Annotated in this window: 19 protein-coding genes; 8 read left to right on the top strand and 11 right to left on the bottom strand. The window is 68.1% G+C overall.

The features are described from left to right. Positions 1–147: 147 nt before the first annotated feature. The 4 genes from nrfD to C492_RS04405 form a co-directional block, all read right to left on the bottom strand. Positions 148–1,467, bottom strand: coding sequence for an NrfD/PsrC family molybdoenzyme membrane anchor subunit (nrfD, locus tag C492_RS04420; RefSeq protein WP_008420852.1), 1,320 nt, complete (start codon positions 1,465–1,467; stop codon positions 148–150). 91 nt (positions 1,468–1,558) lie between these two features. Further along, entirely contained in the window at positions 1,559–2,041 is a 483-nt protein-coding gene (locus C492_RS04415; RefSeq protein WP_008420851.1) for a GNAT family N-acetyltransferase, read from the bottom strand. Positions 2,042–2,108: 67 nt separating this feature from the next. Next, the gene (locus C492_RS04410) at positions 2,109–2,405 is read right to left on the bottom strand and encodes a translation initiation factor (RefSeq protein ID WP_083898740.1); all 297 of its coding nucleotides are present in this window, start codon (positions 2,403–2,405) and stop codon (positions 2,109–2,111) included. Between the two features lie 89 nt (positions 2,406–2,494). Next, positions 2,495–4,252: an excinuclease ABC subunit C gene (locus C492_RS04405; protein WP_008420847.1), complete on the bottom strand. Its 1,758-nt coding sequence runs from the start codon at positions 4,250–4,252 to the stop codon at positions 2,495–2,497. 140 nt (positions 4,253–4,392) lie between these two features. On the opposite strand from C492_RS04405, the gene C492_RS04400 reads away from it, so the two are divergent. From C492_RS04400 to C492_RS04385, 4 genes are all read left to right on the top strand, one after another. Further along, positions 4,393–4,650 (top strand): hypothetical protein, encoded by a 258-nt coding sequence (locus C492_RS04400; RefSeq protein ID WP_008420845.1) that lies wholly within the window; start codon positions 4,393–4,395, stop codon positions 4,648–4,650. A gap of 89 nt (positions 4,651–4,739) precedes the next feature. Further along, the gene (locus C492_RS04395) at positions 4,740–5,660 is read left to right on the top strand and encodes an ABC transporter ATP-binding protein (protein ID WP_008420843.1); all 921 of its coding nucleotides are present in this window, start codon (positions 4,740–4,742) and stop codon (positions 5,658–5,660) included. Continuing rightward, positions 5,657–6,616, top strand: coding sequence for an ABC transporter permease (locus C492_RS04390; protein WP_008420842.1), 960 nt, complete (start codon positions 5,657–5,659; stop codon positions 6,614–6,616). The genes C492_RS04395 and C492_RS04390 overlap by 4 nt, the downstream gene beginning before the upstream one ends. 99 nt (positions 6,617–6,715) lie before the next feature. Next, positions 6,716–7,699 (top strand): ArsA family ATPase, encoded by a 984-nt coding sequence (locus tag C492_RS04385; RefSeq protein ID WP_008420840.1) that lies wholly within the window; start codon positions 6,716–6,718, stop codon positions 7,697–7,699. 2 nt (positions 7,700–7,701) lie between these two features. On the opposite strand, the gene ligA is transcribed toward C492_RS04385, so the two are convergent. The 5 genes from ligA to arcD all read right to left on the bottom strand — a co-directional run bounded on the left by ligA (position 7,702) and on the right by arcD (position 13,687). Further along, positions 7,702–9,792 carry an NAD-dependent DNA ligase LigA gene (gene ligA / locus C492_RS04380; RefSeq protein WP_008420839.1) on the bottom strand — a complete coding sequence of 697 codons (2,091 nt, stop codon included), beginning with the start codon at positions 9,790–9,792 and terminating at the stop codon, positions 7,702–7,704. 82 nt (positions 9,793–9,874) lie between these two features. Continuing rightward, positions 9,875–10,267, bottom strand: coding sequence for a 2Fe-2S iron-sulfur cluster-binding protein (locus C492_RS04375; RefSeq protein ID WP_008420837.1), 393 nt, complete (start codon positions 10,265–10,267; stop codon positions 9,875–9,877). Next, a complete protein-coding gene (locus tag C492_RS04370) occupies positions 10,264–11,667 on the bottom strand; it encodes a selenium-binding protein SBP56-related protein (protein WP_008420835.1) in 1,404 nt (467 codons plus the stop codon). The genes C492_RS04375 and C492_RS04370 overlap by 4 nt, the downstream gene beginning before the upstream one ends. A gap of 57 nt (positions 11,668–11,724) precedes the next feature. Beyond that, complete coding sequence (locus tag C492_RS04365) at positions 11,725–12,090, bottom strand: 2Fe-2S iron-sulfur cluster-binding protein (protein ID WP_008420834.1); 366 nt, start codon at positions 12,088–12,090, stop codon at positions 11,725–11,727. A 133-nt stretch (positions 12,091–12,223) separates the two neighbouring features. Next, a complete protein-coding gene (gene arcD, locus C492_RS04360) occupies positions 12,224–13,687 on the bottom strand; it encodes an arginine/ornithine antiporter ArcD (protein ID WP_008420831.1) in 1,464 nt (487 codons plus the stop codon). Positions 13,688–13,806: 119 nt separating this feature from the next. Here arcD and rio1 point away from each other — a divergent pair, with 119 nt between their 5' ends. After that, positions 13,807–14,682, top strand: coding sequence for a serine/threonine-protein kinase Rio1 (gene rio1 / locus C492_RS04355; RefSeq protein ID WP_008420829.1), 876 nt, complete (start codon positions 13,807–13,809; stop codon positions 14,680–14,682). A 5-nt stretch (positions 14,683–14,687) separates the two neighbouring features. Here the strand turns inward: rio1 and C492_RS04350 are convergent, their stop codons facing one another. Next, on the bottom strand, positions 14,688–14,933 hold the full coding sequence (locus C492_RS04350) for a DUF2061 domain-containing protein (protein ID WP_008420827.1): 246 nt from the start codon (positions 14,931–14,933) through the stop codon (positions 14,688–14,690). Between the two features lie 158 nt (positions 14,934–15,091). On the opposite strand from C492_RS04350, the gene C492_RS04345 reads away from it, so the two are divergent. Both C492_RS04345 and C492_RS04340 read left to right on the top strand, forming a co-directional pair. Beyond that, complete coding sequence (locus C492_RS04345) at positions 15,092–15,595, top strand: YfcE family phosphodiesterase (RefSeq protein ID WP_008420825.1); 504 nt, start codon at positions 15,092–15,094, stop codon at positions 15,593–15,595. Between the two features lie 58 nt (positions 15,596–15,653). Beyond that, positions 15,654–16,181, top strand: a complete 528-nt coding sequence (locus C492_RS04340) for a hypothetical protein (RefSeq protein WP_008420823.1) — start codon at positions 15,654–15,656, stop codon at positions 16,179–16,181. 9 nt (positions 16,182–16,190) lie between these two features. On the opposite strand, the gene C492_RS04335 is transcribed toward C492_RS04340, so the two are convergent. Continuing rightward, a complete protein-coding gene (locus C492_RS04335; RefSeq protein ID WP_008420822.1) occupies positions 16,191–16,946 on the bottom strand; it encodes a proteasome assembly chaperone family protein in 756 nt (251 codons plus the stop codon). A gap of 88 nt (positions 16,947–17,034) precedes the next feature. Between C492_RS04335 and C492_RS04330 the strand changes: the two genes are divergently transcribed. After that, positions 17,035–17,592 carry a KH domain-containing protein gene (locus C492_RS04330; protein WP_008420820.1) on the top strand — a complete coding sequence of 186 codons (558 nt, stop codon included), beginning with the start codon at positions 17,035–17,037 and terminating at the stop codon, positions 17,590–17,592. Positions 17,593–17,731 lie beyond the last annotated feature (139 nt).

The raw sequence follows: 17,731 nt of genomic DNA, 5'->3' as shown, positions 1-17,731 counted from the left end.
TCTCACTCGCAGGACGGCGACGATCGGCCGGAGGTTTAGCCATGTCTAAAAGGAGATTTAGTATGACCAGGTAAATAGTTGCTGGTGGCTGCTCACTCCGATCGCGAAGCGAATCGACGGCGGCGTCTCGGGCAAAAACGGTCGACGCTACTTGTGGTCGTCGCCCCGCAGGTGTTCGATCGCGTGGAGTTCGACGACCGGAACGACCTTCGCGACCGCGAGGAAAAACAGCGTCACCATTCCGACCGTTCCCGCGATCGAGGCGAACTCGATCAGACTCGGAAAGTAGGTTCCGGGTGTGGCCGCGTAGATCTCGAAGCTGGGGTGGAAAAAGCCCTCGACGACGAACAGCACCTTCTCGGTCAGCGTCGCGAGGAGGACCAGCACGCCCGCGACGATGGCCCGGCCCTTGGAGAACAGCGCCGGACGGATCGTCTGCGCGAAGATGTACGTAAGTACCAGAAAGACGAGCCCCAACGCACCGAGATAGAGGGGGTGGTGCAGCCGCGCCTCCGCCGCGATCTCCGTGTCGACCGGGGGTTTGAACAGCCCGGTTACGTTCTGCTGGAGCTGGAGCCAGAGAAAGAGCAGACAGAAAAAGCCGAGCCACAGCAGGAGCCCGCGGAAGACGTCGTCCGTGATGATGTGCTCCCAGTCGTACGCCCGACGGAAGCTAGCCGCGACGAGTATCACGCCGCTGATCGCCGAGGTGAGCGCGATCGTGAGAAACTGCGGTCCCTGGACGCCGCCGAACCAGGTGGGATACGTGGGCAACACGGCGAACAGCCACGGGATCACGCCCCCGTGGAGCAACAGCGGCGCCATGATGATGATCGCGAGCGCGAGCCACCAGACCATCCGCTGGACGATCTCGTCCTCCCGCTCGGAGTAGCCAAGCGTCAGGACCGTGTAGATCGGCCCGAGTCGATCGGGAAGGTCCTCCCGGAGGCGGCTCACGTCGTACCGGAGGGTGAGCCCGAGGTAGGTCGCGGTCAGCACGAAGTACGCGGTGATGACGGTCACGTCCCACACCAGCGGCGAGCCGTGAACGGTGATGTGGTAGTGGCCCAGCACGCTCGTGACCATCCGATCGGGACGGCCCATGTGAACGAGGATGAAAAAGCCGGCCGCCGAGAGGCCCGCGATCGTCAGCAGCTCGGCCATCCGGGCGACGGGCATGTACCGCTCCATGCCGAGCAGCCGGACCGCCGCGGAGAGGATGATCCCGCCGTGGGCGATGCCGACCCACCAGATGAACGCGCCGATGTAGACCCCCCAGGTGACCCCGCCGCCGGTCCCCCAGTCGGCGAGCCCGGTGACGATCAGCCCCTCCGCGAGCTGGTAGCCCCAGCCGAGCAGAAACAACAGCAGCGCCAGGCCGGCGACGCCGAACAGGATGAAGTACCTCGTCGTCGTGTTCTTGATCGGTCGGAGGATGTCCCCTTCCGTGGGCGCTTTCGTGCTCATTGTGCGAGGTCTTCACACCCTCATGCTGACCGGCTACTTCCATCCGTCCGGTGAGTATGCAAGGCTCCTTTTAAACACTCGAGCCGGACGGCTACAGCTCGAGCGTGTACACCACTTCCCGGCGGGACTCGCCGCCGATCTCCACCTCGCCGTCGCCGGTTCGCTCGAAGCCGAGCCCCTCGTAGAACGCGCGGCCGCCCTCGTTGGAGGCGAGATCGATCGCCCGCATTAGCGACATGTTGAAGTCCTCGAGGTCCTCGCGGAGTCGCTCGTGCAGCGCCGTACCGATCCCCTCGCGCTGGCGGTCGGGGTGGACGTACATCCGCAACACGTCCCCCTCCTCGCCCTGGACGACGCCGTGAGTAAAGCCGACGACCTCCCCGTCGGCCTCGGCGACGAGGACGGCCGTTCCCGGCTCCGAGAGCGCTCGCTCGAGTTCCTCGTCGCCGTACCAGTCGTCGATGGTCTCGTCGATGGTTTCCTCGGAGAGTTCGTCGTAGGTGTCGTGCCAGGTCTCGCGAGCGATCCGGCGAAGCGATTCGCGGTCGTTGGTCGCAGCGGGTCGGATCTCCATGGCGCGTGCTACGGTAGCAAGGAACAAAGAGTTACTCGCAACTCGAGTTGGACCGAGACAACTGGGGTTACGCTTCGACGTCGAAGCCGCGCTCGTCGAGCAGGTCGGGGACGCGGTCGCGGTGGTCGCCCTGGAGTTCGATGCGTCCCTCGTCGACGGTACCGCCGGTGCCCAGCGAGGACTTCAGGTCGGAGGCGATCGACGTGACCTCCGAGGGCGGCAGGTCGAACCCCTCGACGATCGTCACCGGTTTCCCGTACCGCCGTTTCTCCATGCGGATCGACAGTCGCTGTTCCGCCGCCTCGAGGTCGCCGTGGCTGTCGAGGTCCTCGAGCAGGTCGTCGATCTCGTCGTCGGTTGGCACGGACGTGTAGACGGCGCCGCGACGGAAAGCCCTGTGCATCGGTCGGATCGGAGGACCGTTCGCCGCTCGAGGGCGTCCGCCGCGATCGATTACAGTCGCTCGGCGATGGTTCGGGCGGTCTTTTCGCCGACGCCGGCGACGCTCCGGAGGTCCTCCGGGCTCGCCTCGCGGACGTTCTCGACGCTGCCGAAGCGACCGAGCAGCCGCTTTCGGGTCTCGGGACCGATTCCGGGAACGTCGTCTAACACCGTCGAGACGTCGTCGCGGATCGTCTGGTGATACTGGACCGCGAAGCGGTGGGCCTCGTCACGGACCCGCTGGAGGAGGTGCAGGTGGGGCGCGTCGTCGGGCCAGGAGAACTCGCGGTCGGGCGTCACGACCCGCTCTTCGGCCTTCGCGAGCGCGACGGCGGGCACGTCCCAGCCGACCTCGGCGAGCGCGTCGCGGGCGGCCTCGAGCTGGCCCTCGCCGCCGTCGATCAACAGCAGGTCGGGGTCGGGGCGGTCGTCCCGGCCCTCGACGGCCCGACGGGCCCGCCACTCGAGCAGCGCCCGCATGTTCGCGTAGTCGTCGTTCTCGTCGGTCAGCTTCTTCCGGCGGTAGTCGGCCGTCTCGGCGCTGCCGTCGACGAAGGCGACGTCGCTGCCGACGGCGGCTTTCCCCTGGGCGTGGCTGACGTCGAACCCCTCGATTCGCTCGGCCGACTCGATCTCGAGGGCGTCGGCGAGCATGGCGCACTCGTCGCGCCCGCCGACGTTGCGCCGGGCGTTTTTCAACGCGAGGTCGACGAGTTTCGCCTCGCGACCCGCGCCGGGAACCCGCACGGCGACGCCCTCGGTCTCGAGCCAGGCCGCGACCTCCCCGTCGCCGTGGCGCTCGGGAAGGAGGAGGGCGTCGGGCAGCTCCCGCTCGGCGTAGTACTGGACGAGGAAGGCCGCGAGGACGGCGGGGACCCCGCCCGACTCGGGGGCGTCCGCGGCGGGGTCACCGGTGGGCGCCTCGAGGGTGTGTCGGTCCCGGTCGACGAGCTTCCCGCTCTCGGCCCGCAGACGGGCGACCGTCGCGTCCTCGCCTTCGATCGCCACCCCGAGGACGTCGACGGCCCGCTCGTCGCCCGTCGACTGGACGGCCTCGCCGCCCTCGCCGTGGAACGCCTCGACGGTCTCGAGGCGGTCCCGCAGGTTCGCCGCGCGCTCGAAGTTCTTGTCCTGGGCGGCGGCCTCCATCTCGCGGCGCAGCGGGTCCGCGAGAATCCCCGTCTCGCCCTCGAGAAAGCGCTCGACGGCGGTGACGTCCTCGGCGTAGCTCTCGAGGTCGATCTCGCGGGTACACGGCGCCGTACAGAGCCCCATCTCGTAGTCGAGGCAGGGTCGGTCCCGGCCGGAGTACTTGTGGTCCGAACAGCCACGGACGCCGTAGGTCTCCCGCAGGGCCTTCACGACCGTCTCGACCTGTCGTTTGTTCGTGTAGGGACCGAAGACGGTCGCGGACTCGGCGGGGTCGCGGGTGATCTCGATCCGCGGCGCCGGGTGGTCGGTCAGCTGGACCATCGGGTACGATTTGTCGTCCTTCAGCCGGACGTTGTACCGGGGCTGGTGGCGCTTGATGAGGTTCGCCTCGAGCAACAGGGCCTGCGTCTCGGTGTCGGTGACGGCGATTTCGATCTCGTCGGCGCGGTCGACCATTCGACGGATGCGGGCGCTACGCGGGTCGGCGTAGGATCGAACCCGGTCCCGGAGGTCGACCGCCTTCCCGACGTACAGCGTCGTTCCGTCGGCTCGGAACTGGTAGACGCCCGGCTCACGCGGCAGCGACGTCGCGCGCTCGCGAACCCCCTCGGCGTTCATCGGTGGGCCTACGGCGGCGAGGGGTTTCAGGTTGACTCCTCGCGGACGGGCGCACCCGTCGCTCCGGTCCGCGGTCACCCCGAGCCGACGGTCGGCTCGAACGCGGTACATTCTCGGTGGTGGGCCCGCCAGATCGGAGTATGACCGAGACGATCCGCTGCTGGCTGGTCGAACGCGAGTACGACGACAAGGGACTGGTGACGCTGACGTACGCGACGCCCGACGGCGAGTCGGTCTACCGCCGGGAGCTGGCGGCGTCGGCCGCGTCGGGAGTAACGGCCGCGAAGGAACTCTCGCCCGACCAGCTCGAGGCCGTCCCCGACGAGGAGACCCGCGAGCGGTACGCGACGGAGGTCGATCGAACCGCGGACCGGTACGATCCCGACGATCCGATATAGGGAACCTATTTTCCACAAAAATACGTTTAGATATTACACCCGAGTGGCAATCCTTATCGGTCGACGGTGTCTTCACACCGCCACCAACCATGCCCGCTATCACGGTCGACGGGCTGACCAAGTCCTACGGTCAGACCCTCGCGCTCGACGACCTCTCCTTCGAGGTCGGGGACGGCGAGGTGTTCGGCTTTCTCGGTCCGAACGGGGCCGGCAAGTCGACGACGATCAACGTCCTCCTGGACTTCGTCCGCCCGACGGCGGGACGGGTCGAGGTGCTCGGACTCGACGCACAGACCCACAGCCGCGAGATCCGGGCGCGAACCGGGGTCCTTCCCGAGGGGTATCGGACCTACGACCGGCTCACCGCCCGCCAGCACCTCGAGTTCGCGATCGACTCGAAGGGGGTCGACGCCGACCCCGAACGGCTGCTCGAGCGCGTCGGGATCGCCGACGCGATCGACAAGAAGGCCGGCGGCTACTCGAAGGGGATGGCCCAGCGGCTCATGCTCGCGATGGCCCTGGTCGGCGAGCCCGACCTGTTGATCTTGGACGAACCCTCGACGGGACTCGATCCGAACGGCGCCCGCGAAATGCGCGAGATCGTCCGCGAGGAGAACGAACGCGGCGCGACGGTTTTCTTCTCGAGCCACATCATGGAGCAGGTCGAGTCGGTCTGCGATCGGGTCGGCATCCTCCGGGACGGCGAGATGGTCGCCGTCGACTCCGTCGCGGGCCTGCGAGAGTCGGTCAGCGACGGTACCGTGTTGCGCGTGACCGTCGATCGGCTCGACGACGAGGCGATTCGTTCCGTGCGGTCGCTGCCCGACGTCTCCGAGGCGACCGTCGAGAACGAGGCGCCCCCGACGCTCGTGATCCGCGTCGACGGCTCGAAGACCGATGTCCTCTCGGCGCTCGAGCGACAGGGACTCGAGGTGCGTGACTTCTCGACGTCGGAGGCGTCGCTCGACGACGTCTTCCGGTCGTACACGACGGAGGTGAACGCCAGATGAGCGCCGAAACGGTCGACCGCGGCACGAGCGCGCCCTCGAGTTCGATCAACCCCGAAAGCGTCGGCGCCGTCGCGAAGAAGGACTTCCAGGACGCGGTTCGATCGTGGCTGTTCTGGGGACTGAGCGTCTTCTTTTTCACCCTCCTCGTCGCGACCACCGGGGCCGTCGCCTACTTCGGCGAGGACCTCGCGGCCCAGGGCGCGACGACGGACGTCCTCGTCGGCTTCGTCAGCGAGATCACGCGGCTGATCATCCCGCTGATCGCGCTGGTGCTTGGCTGGAAGGCTATCGCCGGCGAGCGCGAGAGCGGCAGCATCAAGATCCTGCTCTCGCTGCCCCACTCCCGGAAGGACGTCCTGCTCGGAAAGCTGATCGGGCGCTCCGCGGTGCTGTCGCTGTCGCTGACCCTCGGGTTCGCTCTCGCGGCCGTCGTGGTCGCCGTCCTGATGGGCGGGTTCGACGTCGCCGACTACGTCGGACTGCTTGGCGTCTCGATCGTCTACGGGATCGCCTACACCAGCATCGCCGTCGCGCTGTCCTCGCTGACCCGCTCGACGACGATCGCCGGCGCGGCCATGTTCGGCGTGTTCGTGCTGTTCTACGTCGTCTGGAACTCCCTCTCGACGGCGTTCAGGCTGCTGGCCGACAGGGAGGTCCTCTTCTTCGACACCGTCTCCTACACGACGGAGTTTCAGGGCCAGGAGGTTACCGTCGAGCGCCTCCCGGAGTGGGCGTACTTCGTCATCAACCTCGATCCCGGCGAGGCGTACGGACGGGTTCTGACGCTGGTCACCGACGTCGACACCATCCAGCTCCAGTCCGAACTCGACGCGCAGATGTTCGGCGGCGAGCTCCCCTTCTTCCTGCAGGACTGGTTCGCACTCTTGATTCTCGTGTTCTGGACCGTCGTCCCCGTCGCCGTCGCGCTCTACCGGTTCGATCGCGTCGACCTCTGAGACGAACCGCGGCCGCCGAAGCTGTTCGATCTCGAGACCGTCACGGCGCCGTGGCGGGAAACTTAGGTATCCGTCGCCGATACCCGTCACTGAGATCGAATGACCGACTGTATCTTCTACGGCGGCAAGGGCGGTGTCGGCAAGACCACCTGTGCGGCCGCGACGGGCGTCCGCCTCGCCGATTCGGGGCGGCGGACGCTGCTTGTCTCGACCGACCCCGCCCACTCGCTGTCGGACTCCCTCGAGGCCGACCTCGGTCCCGAGCCCCGCAAGCTCGAACTGGGGGGCGACCCCGCCCTCGAGACCGACTCGGCGGGAGCGTCCGCCCTCTGGGCCGCCGAGATCGACCCCGAGACGCGCAGGGAGCGCTACGAGGCGCTCGCGCGGGCGCTCGCGGCCGATCTGCGCAGCGCCGGCATACGGCTCGACGACGAGGAGGTCGAGCGGATCTTCGCCGCGGGGACGCCCGCGGGCGGCGACGAGATCGCCGCACTCGACCTGCTCGTCGAGTACGTCGACTCCGGCGAGTGGGACGTCGTCGTCTTCGACACCGCGCCGACGGGCCACACCCTGCGGCTGTTCGATACGCCCGAGATCGCCGGACCGGTCTTCGAGACGCTTGGCTCGTTGCGCGGACAGGCCCGGCGGATCGGCACCGCGGCCCGCTCGGCGGTGCTGGGCCCGATGTCGATGTTCGGCGGGAGCGACGGCGGGGCCGACCTCGAGGCGTTCCGGGACCGCCTCGAGCGCGCTCGAGAGGTGCTGCTCGACGCCGAGCGCACGGAATTCCGGGTCGTCCTCGCGCCCGAGGGGATGGCCATCGCCGAATCCGAGCGCCTCGTCGAGAAGCTCCGGGAGGCGGGAGTTCGGGTCGATCGCCTCGTCGTGAACCGCGTCTTCGAGGATCCCGACGAGGACTGTTCGCGCTGTCGGTCGCGGTACGAGCGACACACCGAGCGCGTGGCCGAGATCCGCGAGACGTTCCCCGACCTCGAGGTCGTCACGCTTCCGGAACGGGAGGGCGAGGTGCAAGGTCTCGAGGCGGTGCGGTCAATCGCAGAACGGCTCCCCGCGGAGGCGTAACGCTACTCGGGCTCGATTCCCCGCTCCGCGAGCAGGTCCCGGAACGCCGCCTCGTCGAGCACCGGCACGTCCTCGGTCTCGGCGTCGTCCAGTTTCGTCTGTCCCGGACTGCCGCCGATGACGAGGTAATCCGTGTTCCCCGAGACGCTGCCCGTCGCCGACCCGCCGTGGGCCTCGACGGTTTCCCGGGCCTCGCTGCGGGTCAGGTCCTCGAGCGAGCCCGTGAAGACGAACGTCAGCCCCTCGAGTTCGTCGCCGCCGGACTCGAGTTCCGTTTCTCGAGGCGAGACGTGCTCGAGGACGGCGTCGACGGCAGCGGCGTTGGCCTCGCTGGCGAAGAAGTCGTGAATCTGGTCGGCGACGGTCGTCCCGACGTCGTCGACGTCCTCGAGCGACTCGGGGTCGTCTTCCGCGGCCTCGCGGACGGCCTCGAAGGTGCCGAACTCGCGGGCCAGCTCGCGGGCGGTCGTCGGGCCGACGTGGGGGATGCCGAGCGCCGAGAGGAAGTCGGCGAGCGGGGGCTCCCGACTCGAGTTGATTTCGGCGAGCAGATTTTCGGCGCTCGTTTCGCCCCATCCCTCGAGCCCCGTGAGAGCCTCGCGCTCGAGCTCGTAGAGGTCGGCGACCGATTCCAGGAGGCCGGCGTCGACGAGCTGGCGGACGCTCTTCTCGCCCAGCCCCTCGAGGTCGAGTCCGTCGTCGCTCGCGTAGTACTCGATGGATCGGCGCAGCTGGGCGTCACAGGCCAGCCCGCCCGTACAGAAGGCCATCGGTCCGTCGCGCTCGATCGCGCTTCCGCAGACTGGACAGTGATCGGGAAGTTCGTAGTGGCTCCCGGGTTCGTTCTCCGCTCCGTTCTCGACGACCTCCTCGACGTAGGGGATGACGTCGCCCGCCCGTTGCACGCGGACCGTGTCGCCGACGTCGACGTTCTTTTCGGCGATCTCCTCGGGGTTGTGCAGGCTCGCCCGCGAGACCGTGACGCCGCCGACGTCGACGGGCTCGAGCAGGGCGACGGGCGTGACCCGACCGGTGCGACCGATCTGGACCGCCACGTCGACGATCGGGGTCACCTCCGCGCGGGCGGGGAACTTGTAGGCGAAGGCGTAGCGGTCGTGTCGCGCGGTTCGACCGAGTTCCTCGCGGGCCTCGCGGTCGTCGACCTTGATCACGGTGCCGTCGATCTCGTAGTCCAGATCGTCGCGGGCCTCGAGCAGACGGTCGCGGTACTCGATGGCTCCGTCGATATCGTCGACGACCTCCACGCGATCGTTCACGCGGAGCCCCCAGTCGGGAAAGCGCTCGAGCTCCTCGAGGTGGCTCTCGGCGAGCTCGCTGGCCTCGAGCACGTCGAAGTAGAACACCTCGAGGGGCCGATCGGCGACCACCGAGGGATCGAGCTGGCGGATCGTCCCCGCGGTCGCGTTGCGGGGGTTGGCGAACGGTTCCTCGCCGCGCTCGATCCGCTCGCGGTTGTGGGCCTGGAAGGCCGGTTTCGGCATGTAGACCTCGCCTCGCACCGCCAGGAAGTCGGGGTGGTCGCCGTGGAGTCGCTGGGGGACCGAACCGATGGTGCGGGCGTTTTTCGTCACGTCGTCGCCCTCGCGGCCGTCGCCGCGGGTCACGGCGCGCTCGAGGCGGCCGTCCTCGTAGACGAACTCCATCGAGACGCCGTCGAACTTGGGTTCGCAGACGTACTCGACCTCGCCGACCTCGCGGCGGACGCGGTCGTCGAACTCGCTGACGTCCGCCTCCTCGCCGCTCTGGTCGATCGAGAGCATCGGTGCGACGTGCTCGACCGTCTCGAACGCCTCGATGGGCTCGCCGCCGACGCCTCTGGTCGGGCTGTCGGGACTGGCGAGGTCGAAGGCGTCCTCGAGCTCCCGCAGGCGGGCGAACAGCGCGTCGTACGTTCGGTCGGCGACGAGGGGCTCGTTCTCGACGTAGTACCGGCGGTCGTGCTCGCGGACGGCCTCGCGGAGCAGTTCGACCTGTCGCTCCGCCTCCGCTTCGGAGAGTTCCTCGATCGGTTCGAAGTCGGTCGGCGGCTCCCGGAGGTAGGGGTTGTCCGCGTTCTCGTCGGCGAGGGGCATTCGTTGCTCGAGGGTTGCGTCGCGGCTCCGTTAACGTTACTAACGTCGTTCGCAGAGCGCACTCGAACGGGGGCGAGTCCTGTCACTTCCAGGGGTTGTCGACGAGGCCGCTTCGGGCTCGCGAGCCGACGGCGACCCGGCAGTCCATCCGGGGGGTCGCGATACAGAGCAGGACGTAACCGTCCTCGCGGTGGCGCGGTTTCAGCGCCCGCGGTTCGCGGCGGTACGCGAAGGCGGCTGCGACGTCGGGATCGTCGGTCGGTTCGGCTGCCGACTCGTCGTCGCTCTCCGCTTCCGCTCGGTCGGCCTCGAGCAGGCGTCCCGCGCAGGTTCCGCAGGCCCCGGTTCGACAGCCGAACGGAACCGTTCGGTCGGTCCGTTCGCTGGCCTCGAGTACCGTCTCGTCGGGCTCGACTTCGACCGTTCTGCTGGAGCCGTCGGGCTCCTCGAGGACGACCGCGTACGTCTCGGTCACTGCCAGACGTCGCTGGTGCAGTCGCCGTCGGGCCAGCGGATCTCGTGGGCGCGGGCCGGGCCGGCCGGACACTCGCCCCAGTCGACCAGGAAGTCCTCGTCGAGCTCGAGGGTGCCGTTGCGCGGATCGACGTCGGCCTTCAGCATCACCGAGCCTCGCTCTGACTCCTCTGGGTAGAACTGGTCGTCCCACGTCGAGAACAGCGAGGTCGTCCAGTACAGGCGCTCGCCGTCGAGGCTGAGCTGGATCATCTGCGGCCCGGCTGCCAGCTCGCGACCCTGGACCTCCCGGACCTCGCCGAAGGTTCCGCCGACCGACAGCGAGTCGGCCCGCCGGGGGTTCGACGGATCCGAGACGTCGTACATCCACAGCTCGCCGTGGAGCCAGTTCGAGCCGAACAGGTAGCGGTCGTCCATCGAGAGCAGGATGTCGGTCGTCAGCCCCGGCACGGGCATCTCCCAGTCCTCGTGCTCGCGGGCCTCGAAGTCGATCGCCTTCTCGGCGCGGTACTCGCCCGCGTCCGCGTCGTACCAGAAGTGGAAAATGTTCGAGGAGAGCGCGGCGCCGACGAAGCCGTGGGTCGACTCGGGCGTGTGGAGAAAGCGGACCTCCAGGGGGATCTGGCCCTCCTCGCCCAGGTCGATCGTCTGCTCGACGGTTCCGTTCTCCCAGTCCCAGAAGTGTATCCGTCGGCCGTACTTACCGTCCTCGACGTCCTCGAGGTCGAACCCCGGGTAGTAGGTCTTCGGGGCGGCCCACTCCGTCGAGACCATCACGTTCTGCCGGGGCTGGTACCAGTAGTCGTAGTTCATCTCGATCTCGCCCGGCGGCTCCCAGCGCCCCTCGATCTCGAAGTCGTGGTTCAGTTCGAGAAAGCCGCCCGGCAGCTCGCCGTCGGCGTCGCCGAGCATGCTGATGATGATCTTGCCCTCCGGCACGCAGTGAACGGTGTGGGGCGCCGAGAGGTCGTACTCGAAGACGTCCTCGGGTTCGATCACCTCGACCAGCTCGGGGTTGCGCCGATCCTTCGTGTCGACGACGTGGATCCGGGAGGATCGCTGTCCGGGGACGATCAGGTGTCGTCGCTCGAGGCCCTCGACGTGACACGACGAGGAGCAGGCGTTCCACCCGAAGTGGTGGAGCTCGTCGCCCTTTTCGGGCATCTCGACGCGGTCGACGATCTCGGAGTAGGTCTCGGAGTCGGGATCGAGGTCGACGACGGCCACGAAGTCGGGTTCGTCGACGTCGGTTCCCGTGTAGAGACTCATCACGTAGGCGAGTTCCTCCCGCTCGCCCTCCTCGAGGGCGGCCTGCGGGGTCGCATAGCCCGGTCCCTCGTGGCCGTGATGCTCGTGGTCGCGGCTCGGCTCGACGTCGCCAGGTGTGTCAGCATCACTCATGAGAGAGGCTACCTCGAGCACGGGCATAAGTCTGCCCCAGCGACTCGGTCGGGGGAGCTACCCCCAGGGACTGTCGCCCAGTTCGCTGCGAACCGTCGGCCCGACCTCGATGCGGCAGTCGGCCCGGGGGTGGGCGATACACAACAGCGCGTAGCCGTCGGCTCGATCGGAGTCCTCGAGCGCCCGCGGGACACGTCGGTAGTCGACGGCGTCCGCGGCGTGTGGCTGTCCGTCGCCCGCTTGGTCCTCGATCGCGATCACCCGCCCGACGCAGGCCGTGCAGGTTCCCTTCCGGCAGTCGGAGGGAAGGCGAATCCCCTCGCGCAGGGCCGCATCGAGTACCGTTTCCCGGGGCTCGACGGCCACCGTCTCGGTTCGGCCGTCGGGCCACTCGAGGGTAACGTCGTACTCCGCTTCCGTCATCGTCGCCCCTCGCTCGCCGCCGGTCGGTCGCGCAGTTCGGCCATACGCGTCGGTACGTCGTCCGGCGGGAAAAGCTCCGCGCGGGCGCGACAGCGAAAAAGGCGGTCGGGCGGCGAGGAGGTAACGCGCGGTCTCAGTCGACGGTCGATGGCGCGGTTCCTTCCGGCGTCGACTCCCGGTCGGCGTCGTCCTTGTAGAAGATCCCCCAGCCCGTCGCGCCCATCAGGAGCAACACGAGCGGCGAGAGGATCCCGAAGAAGTAGTACGGGGCGTACTCGATCACCGAGACGCCGAGCGCCGAGGCCATGAAGACCCCGCCCGAGCCCCAGGGGACGAACGCCGAGGTCGTCGTCCCGGAGGCCTCGACCGCCCGCGAGAGGTTCCGGCTCTCGAGGCCGTACTCGTCGTAGAGGTTCTGGAGCGTCATTCCGGGGACGACGATCGCCATGTACTGTTCCGCGGCGAGGAAGTTCATCGCGACGGTTCCCGCGGCCGTGCCGGCGGTGAGTCCGGCGACGCTGCCGACTGCCCGTCCGATGGCGTACGCGATCGTCGCCAGCACGCCGGTTTCCTGGAGGATCCCGCCCAGCGCGAGCGCTGCGACGACGATCGTCACGACCCACACCGAACCCGTGAGCCCGTCGACCGCGAGCAGTTCGTTCGTGAGTTCGACGCCCGTCTCGGGGCTCGTTCCGTTGTGGACGACGTCCCAGGCGGCGGCGAAGCCCGCACCCTGGACCGTCATGGTGATGCCGACGCCGACGAAGATCCCGGCCCCCAGCGACGGCAGCGCCGGGAACCCGTAGAACGCGAGCGCGAACGTGACGAGGAGCGGCACGAAGGTAAGCGGCGAGATGACGTAGCTCCCCTCGAGTCCGCCCTGGATCTCGGCGATCCGACCGGCGGGGATCGACCCGCTCGCGTTCAGTCCCAGCACGACGAACAGCAGCAGCGAGACGGTAAACGCGATCAACGTCCCGGGGCGCATCGCGCGGATGTGGTCCATCAGTTCCGTGTTCGTCACCGCGGCGGCGAGGTTCGTGGTATCGGACAGCGGCGAGTTCTTGTCCCCGGTGTAGGCGCCCGACAGGACGGCACCGGCGGTCATCGGCTCCGGAATCCCGAGACCGGAGCCGATCCCGATCATCGCCACGCCGAGGGTTCCCGCGGTCGTCCAGGACGAGCCGATCGCGAAGGCGACGATCGCCGAGAGGGCGACGGTGAACGGGAGGAAGATCCCCGGCGAGAGGAACTCGAGTCCGTAGTACATCAGCGTGGGAATCGTCCCGGAGTCGATCCAGGCGGCGATGAGCATGTAGATCACGAACAGGATCAGGATGGCCTGCAGTCCCGTCAGGATGCTGCGCCCGATCCCGTCGTAGAGCTCTGCCCAGGTGTACCCGAAGTAGTAGCGACCGAGCAGCCCGGCGAAGGCGATCCCCCACAACAGCGGCATCTGCGGGTCCATGCCTAGCCAGATCATTCCGACCGAGAGGAACAGGATCATCCCCGCGATCGGGACGAGCGCCTCCGCCGTGGAGGGTCGCTTCTCCTCGGGTATTTCGTCGTACGTTCGCGGTGTGTACTCCAGCGCCATGTCGTCGAACGGGGCCCGGTTTCGGCGGTACTCCCAAATAACACCACCATTCGGGCTCGCACGCCAGCGCCGGCCAGTACCCGATCCTTTACCTGCCTGCACCCGCTACGAGCGTGTAGATGGGACAGGGAACGGACGGGGAGTTCGGACTGGTCGACCTCGAGGAGGCCGACACGCCGGGCGACGAGTGGGAGGAGATCGACGTCGCCGACACCGAGGCCGACCGGATCGCCCGCGAGCGGGATCGGGAGTTCGAGCAGTTCGAGGAGCGGATCAAGGACGCCGACCAGTTCAAGGTCGAACAGTCGGTGTTCGACGACGCGACCTTCGCCGCGCTGTACAAACTGGTCCAGGACGGCTACGTCGAGGCGTTCGGGGGACCGCTCTCGACGGGCAAGGAGGCCAACGTCTACCACGCGCTGGGCGACGACCGCGAGGTCGCGGTGAAGATCTACCGGATCAACTCCTCGAACTTCCGTCAGATGCGCGACTACCTCGAGGGGGACCCGCGCTTCGAGGGCCTCGGCGGAAAGAAAAAGGACGTCGTCCTCGCCTGGACGAAAAAGGAGCTGGCGAACCTCCGGCGGGCGAAAAAGGCCGGCGTTCGCGTCCCGGAGCCGATCGCGACCGAGCGCAACGTCCTCGTGATGGAGTACATCGGCGGCGAGGACGGCCGCGCCAAGCGGCTGGGCGAGGTCCACATCGAGAACCCGCAGACGGCCTACGAGGTCATGCGCGAGTACATGCGCCGGCTCTATGCGGCGGGGATCGTCCACGGCGATCTGAGCGAGTACAACGTCGTCTTCCACGAGGGCCAGCTCGTCGTCATCGACCTCGGGCAGGCCGTCACCGTTCACCACCCCAACAGCCGCGACTTTCTGGAACGAGACTGCGAGAACGTCGCGAGCTTCTTCTCCCGGCAGGGCCTCGAGACCGATCCCGACGAGTTACTGGAGTTCGTCACGAGTCCGGAACCGGACCCGTCCCGCGGGTAGGTCGATCACCGCGACTCCGAGCCCGGACGGGGTAGCCCCCACGCGATCCGATCCCAGATCCGCTCGTAGACGTAGTACGTGCCCGTTTTCAGGGCGTTCGTCGCGATCCCGATGCTGAGGGCCTCGCCCGCGTTCCCGGTGACCAACAGGGCGATCGCAACCGTCACGAGCACCATCACGATCCGATAGAGGACGGTCTTGACGATCGCCCGTAGCCTGGCCTGGCGGGGTTGCCAGCTCACGAGAGCCATGCCTTTCATGCCACCCGCTACCGAGGGGCACGCATAAATCACTATAGGGTTCGAAACTCGCTGTGAGAAACCACGTTCGGTTACTCTATCGGTTCGGCGGGACGTCGCTGGACGGACTCGCCCGAACGCCTTAGTGACTCGCCGTCGCCCGACTCGGTATGAACATCGGGATCGTCTCGGACACCCACGACAACCTCGAGGCGGCCGAGCGCGCGGCCGAGATCTTCCAGTCCGAGGGCGTCGAGGTCGTCCTCCACTGCGGCGACTTCGTCGCGCCGCCCCTGCTGGCGGCCTTCGAGGGGCTCGAACTCCACGGCGTCCTCGGGAACAACGACGGCGAAGTATCCGGCCTCGAGGCGGCGTTCGACTCCCTCGGCGAAGGGAGCGCGCTCCACGGCCGGTTCGCCGACCTCGAGTTCGACGGGCTCTCCTTCGCAGTGTTGCACGGGGAGTCGATGGCCGAGGTCGAGACCCTGGCCGCGGCCGAGACCTACGACTACGTCTGCTACGGCCACCACCACCGCCGCGAGCACCGCGAGGAGGGGCGGACGACGCTGCTCAACCCGGGCGCGCACTTTCCCGCCGTCGCGGACGACCACCGCACGGTCGCGATCCTCGATACGCTCTCGGAGACGGTTCGGTTCCGCTCGGTCCTCGAGTAGCCGCGCTCGCGACGACGAGTCACCGGGGTATTTGTCGAGACCCGCCGTTGCGACGAGTATGGGTCGAGATCGTCGCGATCGTCCGCCGGGCCGACTGACCCGCCCCGCCGAAACCCGGACGCGACGCTCCTGGTACGGGTACGGGAAGCTGGCGACCGTCGAGAAGAGCGGCGTCGGCTGCTTTCTTCACGACGTCACCTCCGTCTTCGGCGAGGTATCGATCCTCGGGCTGCCGGCGCTGTTGCTCGTCGCGGCGACGGACTCCGCCGGCGGCGCCGACGTCACGGGCGCCGCGTTCGGCGCGTGGCTGACGATGGTGCTCGTCGGGGCGTTGGTTCGGGGCGGCTGGGTCCGTCCGCCCGGGACGGAGACGCTCGGCTGGGTGACCTTCTCGGCCGCGCTGGTTGCGCTCCGTCTGGGCTACTACAACGCCGTTCTCCTGTTGGCGGGCTACGGCGGCGCACTGGTCGGGACCGTCCTCGGGGTGCCGTGGTTCGCCCTCGTCGCGGCCGTCGGGATCGCGGCGGGATCGATGCTCGCCTTTCCGGCGCTCGGCGGGGCGGTCGCCCGTTCCCGACGCGCGTGATACCGCGACTCACATGAACATTCGATCGATCGGAAGGTGGCGCTCGTCCGCGCCGCCGGCCTCGATCGCTTCCATGCGATCGGCCAGTTCGCCGTAGTACCGGTTCATCGACTCCGAGCGCTCCCGGAGTCGTTCGTCCTCGACCTCGAGGCCGTACTCCTCCCGGAGAAAGGCCAGGTACCGGATGGCCGCCTCGAAGTCGGGGCCCGGGGGATGGATCGGCGTCACGACGGTCCCCGTCGGCGGGAGTTCGCCGGCGAGGCTTCGGCTCGTGAACTCGCCGGGAACGCCGTCGAGGACACCGCCCCGGAGCGGGCCGAGGTCGGTCCCCTCGAGCCGTCGATCGCGGTACTCGGGGGTCGCGACGAAAAAGAGCGCGTGCTCGTCGGGACCGTGCGGGAACGGAACGCCGTGGAGCAGCGTGACCTCCTCGAGTTCGCTCGAGGCGGCGAGGTTCTCGACCGCGTCGGCCAGCGCCGGCCCGGCCCACACCGGAACCACGATCTCGCCGAGGAGAACGCAGAGCTCGCGGTCCGGCGCCGCGTAGAGCCGCATCGGGTGTCTGGGGGTTCCGTCCTCGAACGGCGCGACGCTCGGAGCGTTCCGGATGCGAACGTGGCCGACCTGCTCGAACTCGAGCTGGGTGATCAGGTGGTCGACGGCGGTCAGCCCCGCCAGCCCGAAGTTCGAGAGGCCGACGAGGAGGGGGCCCTCGAGCTCGCGGTCGTCCGAAACGACGATCTCGTACCGTGGGTCGCTCGCCATACGACGGGGTACGTCGAAATGGGATATAGTGGTTCCACCGTCGATAGCGGACCAAGCGCTTAAACTCGCCGAGCGAGTACCGGAGAGCATGAAACACGTGAAGATTCCGCAGGACCGCATCGGCGTCCTCATCGGCGAGGGCGGCGAGACGATGCGCGAGATCGAGGCGGCAGCCGAAGTCCGGCTGGACATCGACTCGGAGAACGGTTCCGTGGCCGTCGAGACGGTCGGCGATCCCGTTCGCGGCCTCAAGGGTCCCGAGATCGTCCGCGCGATCGGCCGCGGCTTCCCGCCCGAGGAGGCGCTGCAGCTGCTCGAGGACGACATGATGCAGTTCGACGTCGTCGACATCGACGCCGCCGCGCGCAACAAAAACGACATGAAACGCAAGAAGGGTCGGCTCATCGGCGAGGACGGCCGCACCCGCGAACTCATGGAGGAGCTCTCGGGCGCCGACGTCGTCATCTACGGCTCGACCCTCGGCGCGATCGGCACGCCCCAGCAGGTCGACGCCGTTCGTACCGCCGCGGAGATGCTACTCGAGGGCGCGCCCCACGGATCGGTTTACTCGTTCCTCGAGGAGCGCCACAACGAGATGAAACACCAGGGGATGCAGTACCACCGCTACCCGGGCGGCGAGTCCTGATCGCACCCGAGCGTTGGCACGGGCGATCCTGCCCGTCTCGCCGGGATCGCACCTGTTTTTCTCCCGGGCTCGATAGCGATGCCGCGTCGCGACTCGAGCGCTCGCTCGCTTTCGAACGGTTCCGTTCGAAGGCGTTCGA

The organism is Natronococcus jeotgali DSM 18795 (assembly GCF_000337695.1).
In the GTDB taxonomy this organism is placed as follows: domain Archaea; phylum Halobacteriota; class Halobacteria; order Halobacteriales; family Natrialbaceae; genus Natronococcus; species Natronococcus jeotgali.
This window is presented reverse-complemented; position numbering and strand designations above follow the sequence as displayed.

What these genes read in the sequence shown, in the direction of transcription:
- C492_RS04395 (WP_008420843.1), top strand. Translation starts at nt 4,740, where the DNA reads ATGCCCGCTATCACGGTCGACGGGCTGACCAAGTCCTACGGTCAGACC.
- C492_RS04350 (WP_008420827.1), bottom strand. Translation starts at nt 14,933, where the DNA reads ATGGCTCTCGTGAGCTGGCAACCCCGCCAGGCCAGGCTACGGGCGATC.
- C492_RS04335 (WP_008420822.1), bottom strand. Translation starts at nt 16,946, where the DNA reads ATGGCGAGCGACCCACGGTACGAGATCGTCGTTTCGGACGACCGCGAG.
- C492_RS04415 (WP_008420851.1), bottom strand. Translation starts at nt 2,041, where the DNA reads ATGGAGATCCGACCCGCTGCGACCAACGACCGCGAATCGCTTCGCCGG.
- C492_RS04330 (WP_008420820.1), top strand. Translation starts at nt 17,035, where the DNA reads ATGAAACACGTGAAGATTCCGCAGGACCGCATCGGCGTCCTCATCGGC.
- rio1 (WP_008420829.1), top strand. Translation starts at nt 13,807, where the DNA reads ATGGGACAGGGAACGGACGGGGAGTTCGGACTGGTCGACCTCGAGGAG.
- C492_RS04345 (WP_008420825.1), top strand. Translation starts at nt 15,092, where the DNA reads ATGAACATCGGGATCGTCTCGGACACCCACGACAACCTCGAGGCGGCC.
- C492_RS04340 (WP_008420823.1), top strand. Translation starts at nt 15,654, where the DNA reads ATGGGTCGAGATCGTCGCGATCGTCCGCCGGGCCGACTGACCCGCCCC.
- ligA (WP_008420839.1), bottom strand. Translation starts at nt 9,792, where the DNA reads ATGCCCCTCGCCGACGAGAACGCGGACAACCCCTACCTCCGGGAGCCG.
- C492_RS04390 (WP_008420842.1), top strand. Translation starts at nt 5,657, where the DNA reads ATGAGCGCCGAAACGGTCGACCGCGGCACGAGCGCGCCCTCGAGTTCG.
- C492_RS04385 (WP_008420840.1), top strand. Translation starts at nt 6,716, where the DNA reads ATGACCGACTGTATCTTCTACGGCGGCAAGGGCGGTGTCGGCAAGACC.
- C492_RS04400 (WP_008420845.1), top strand. Translation starts at nt 4,393, where the DNA reads ATGACCGAGACGATCCGCTGCTGGCTGGTCGAACGCGAGTACGACGAC.
- C492_RS04405 (WP_008420847.1), bottom strand. Translation starts at nt 4,252, where the DNA reads ATGAACGCCGAGGGGGTTCGCGAGCGCGCGACGTCGCTGCCGCGTGAG.
- arcD (WP_008420831.1), bottom strand. Translation starts at nt 13,687, where the DNA reads ATGGCGCTGGAGTACACACCGCGAACGTACGACGAAATACCCGAGGAG.
- nrfD (WP_008420852.1), bottom strand. Translation starts at nt 1,467, where the DNA reads ATGAGCACGAAAGCGCCCACGGAAGGGGACATCCTCCGACCGATCAAG.
- C492_RS04370 (WP_008420835.1), bottom strand. Translation starts at nt 11,667, where the DNA reads ATGAGTGATGCTGACACACCTGGCGACGTCGAGCCGAGCCGCGACCAC.
- C492_RS04365 (WP_008420834.1), bottom strand. Translation starts at nt 12,090, where the DNA reads ATGACGGAAGCGGAGTACGACGTTACCCTCGAGTGGCCCGACGGCCGA.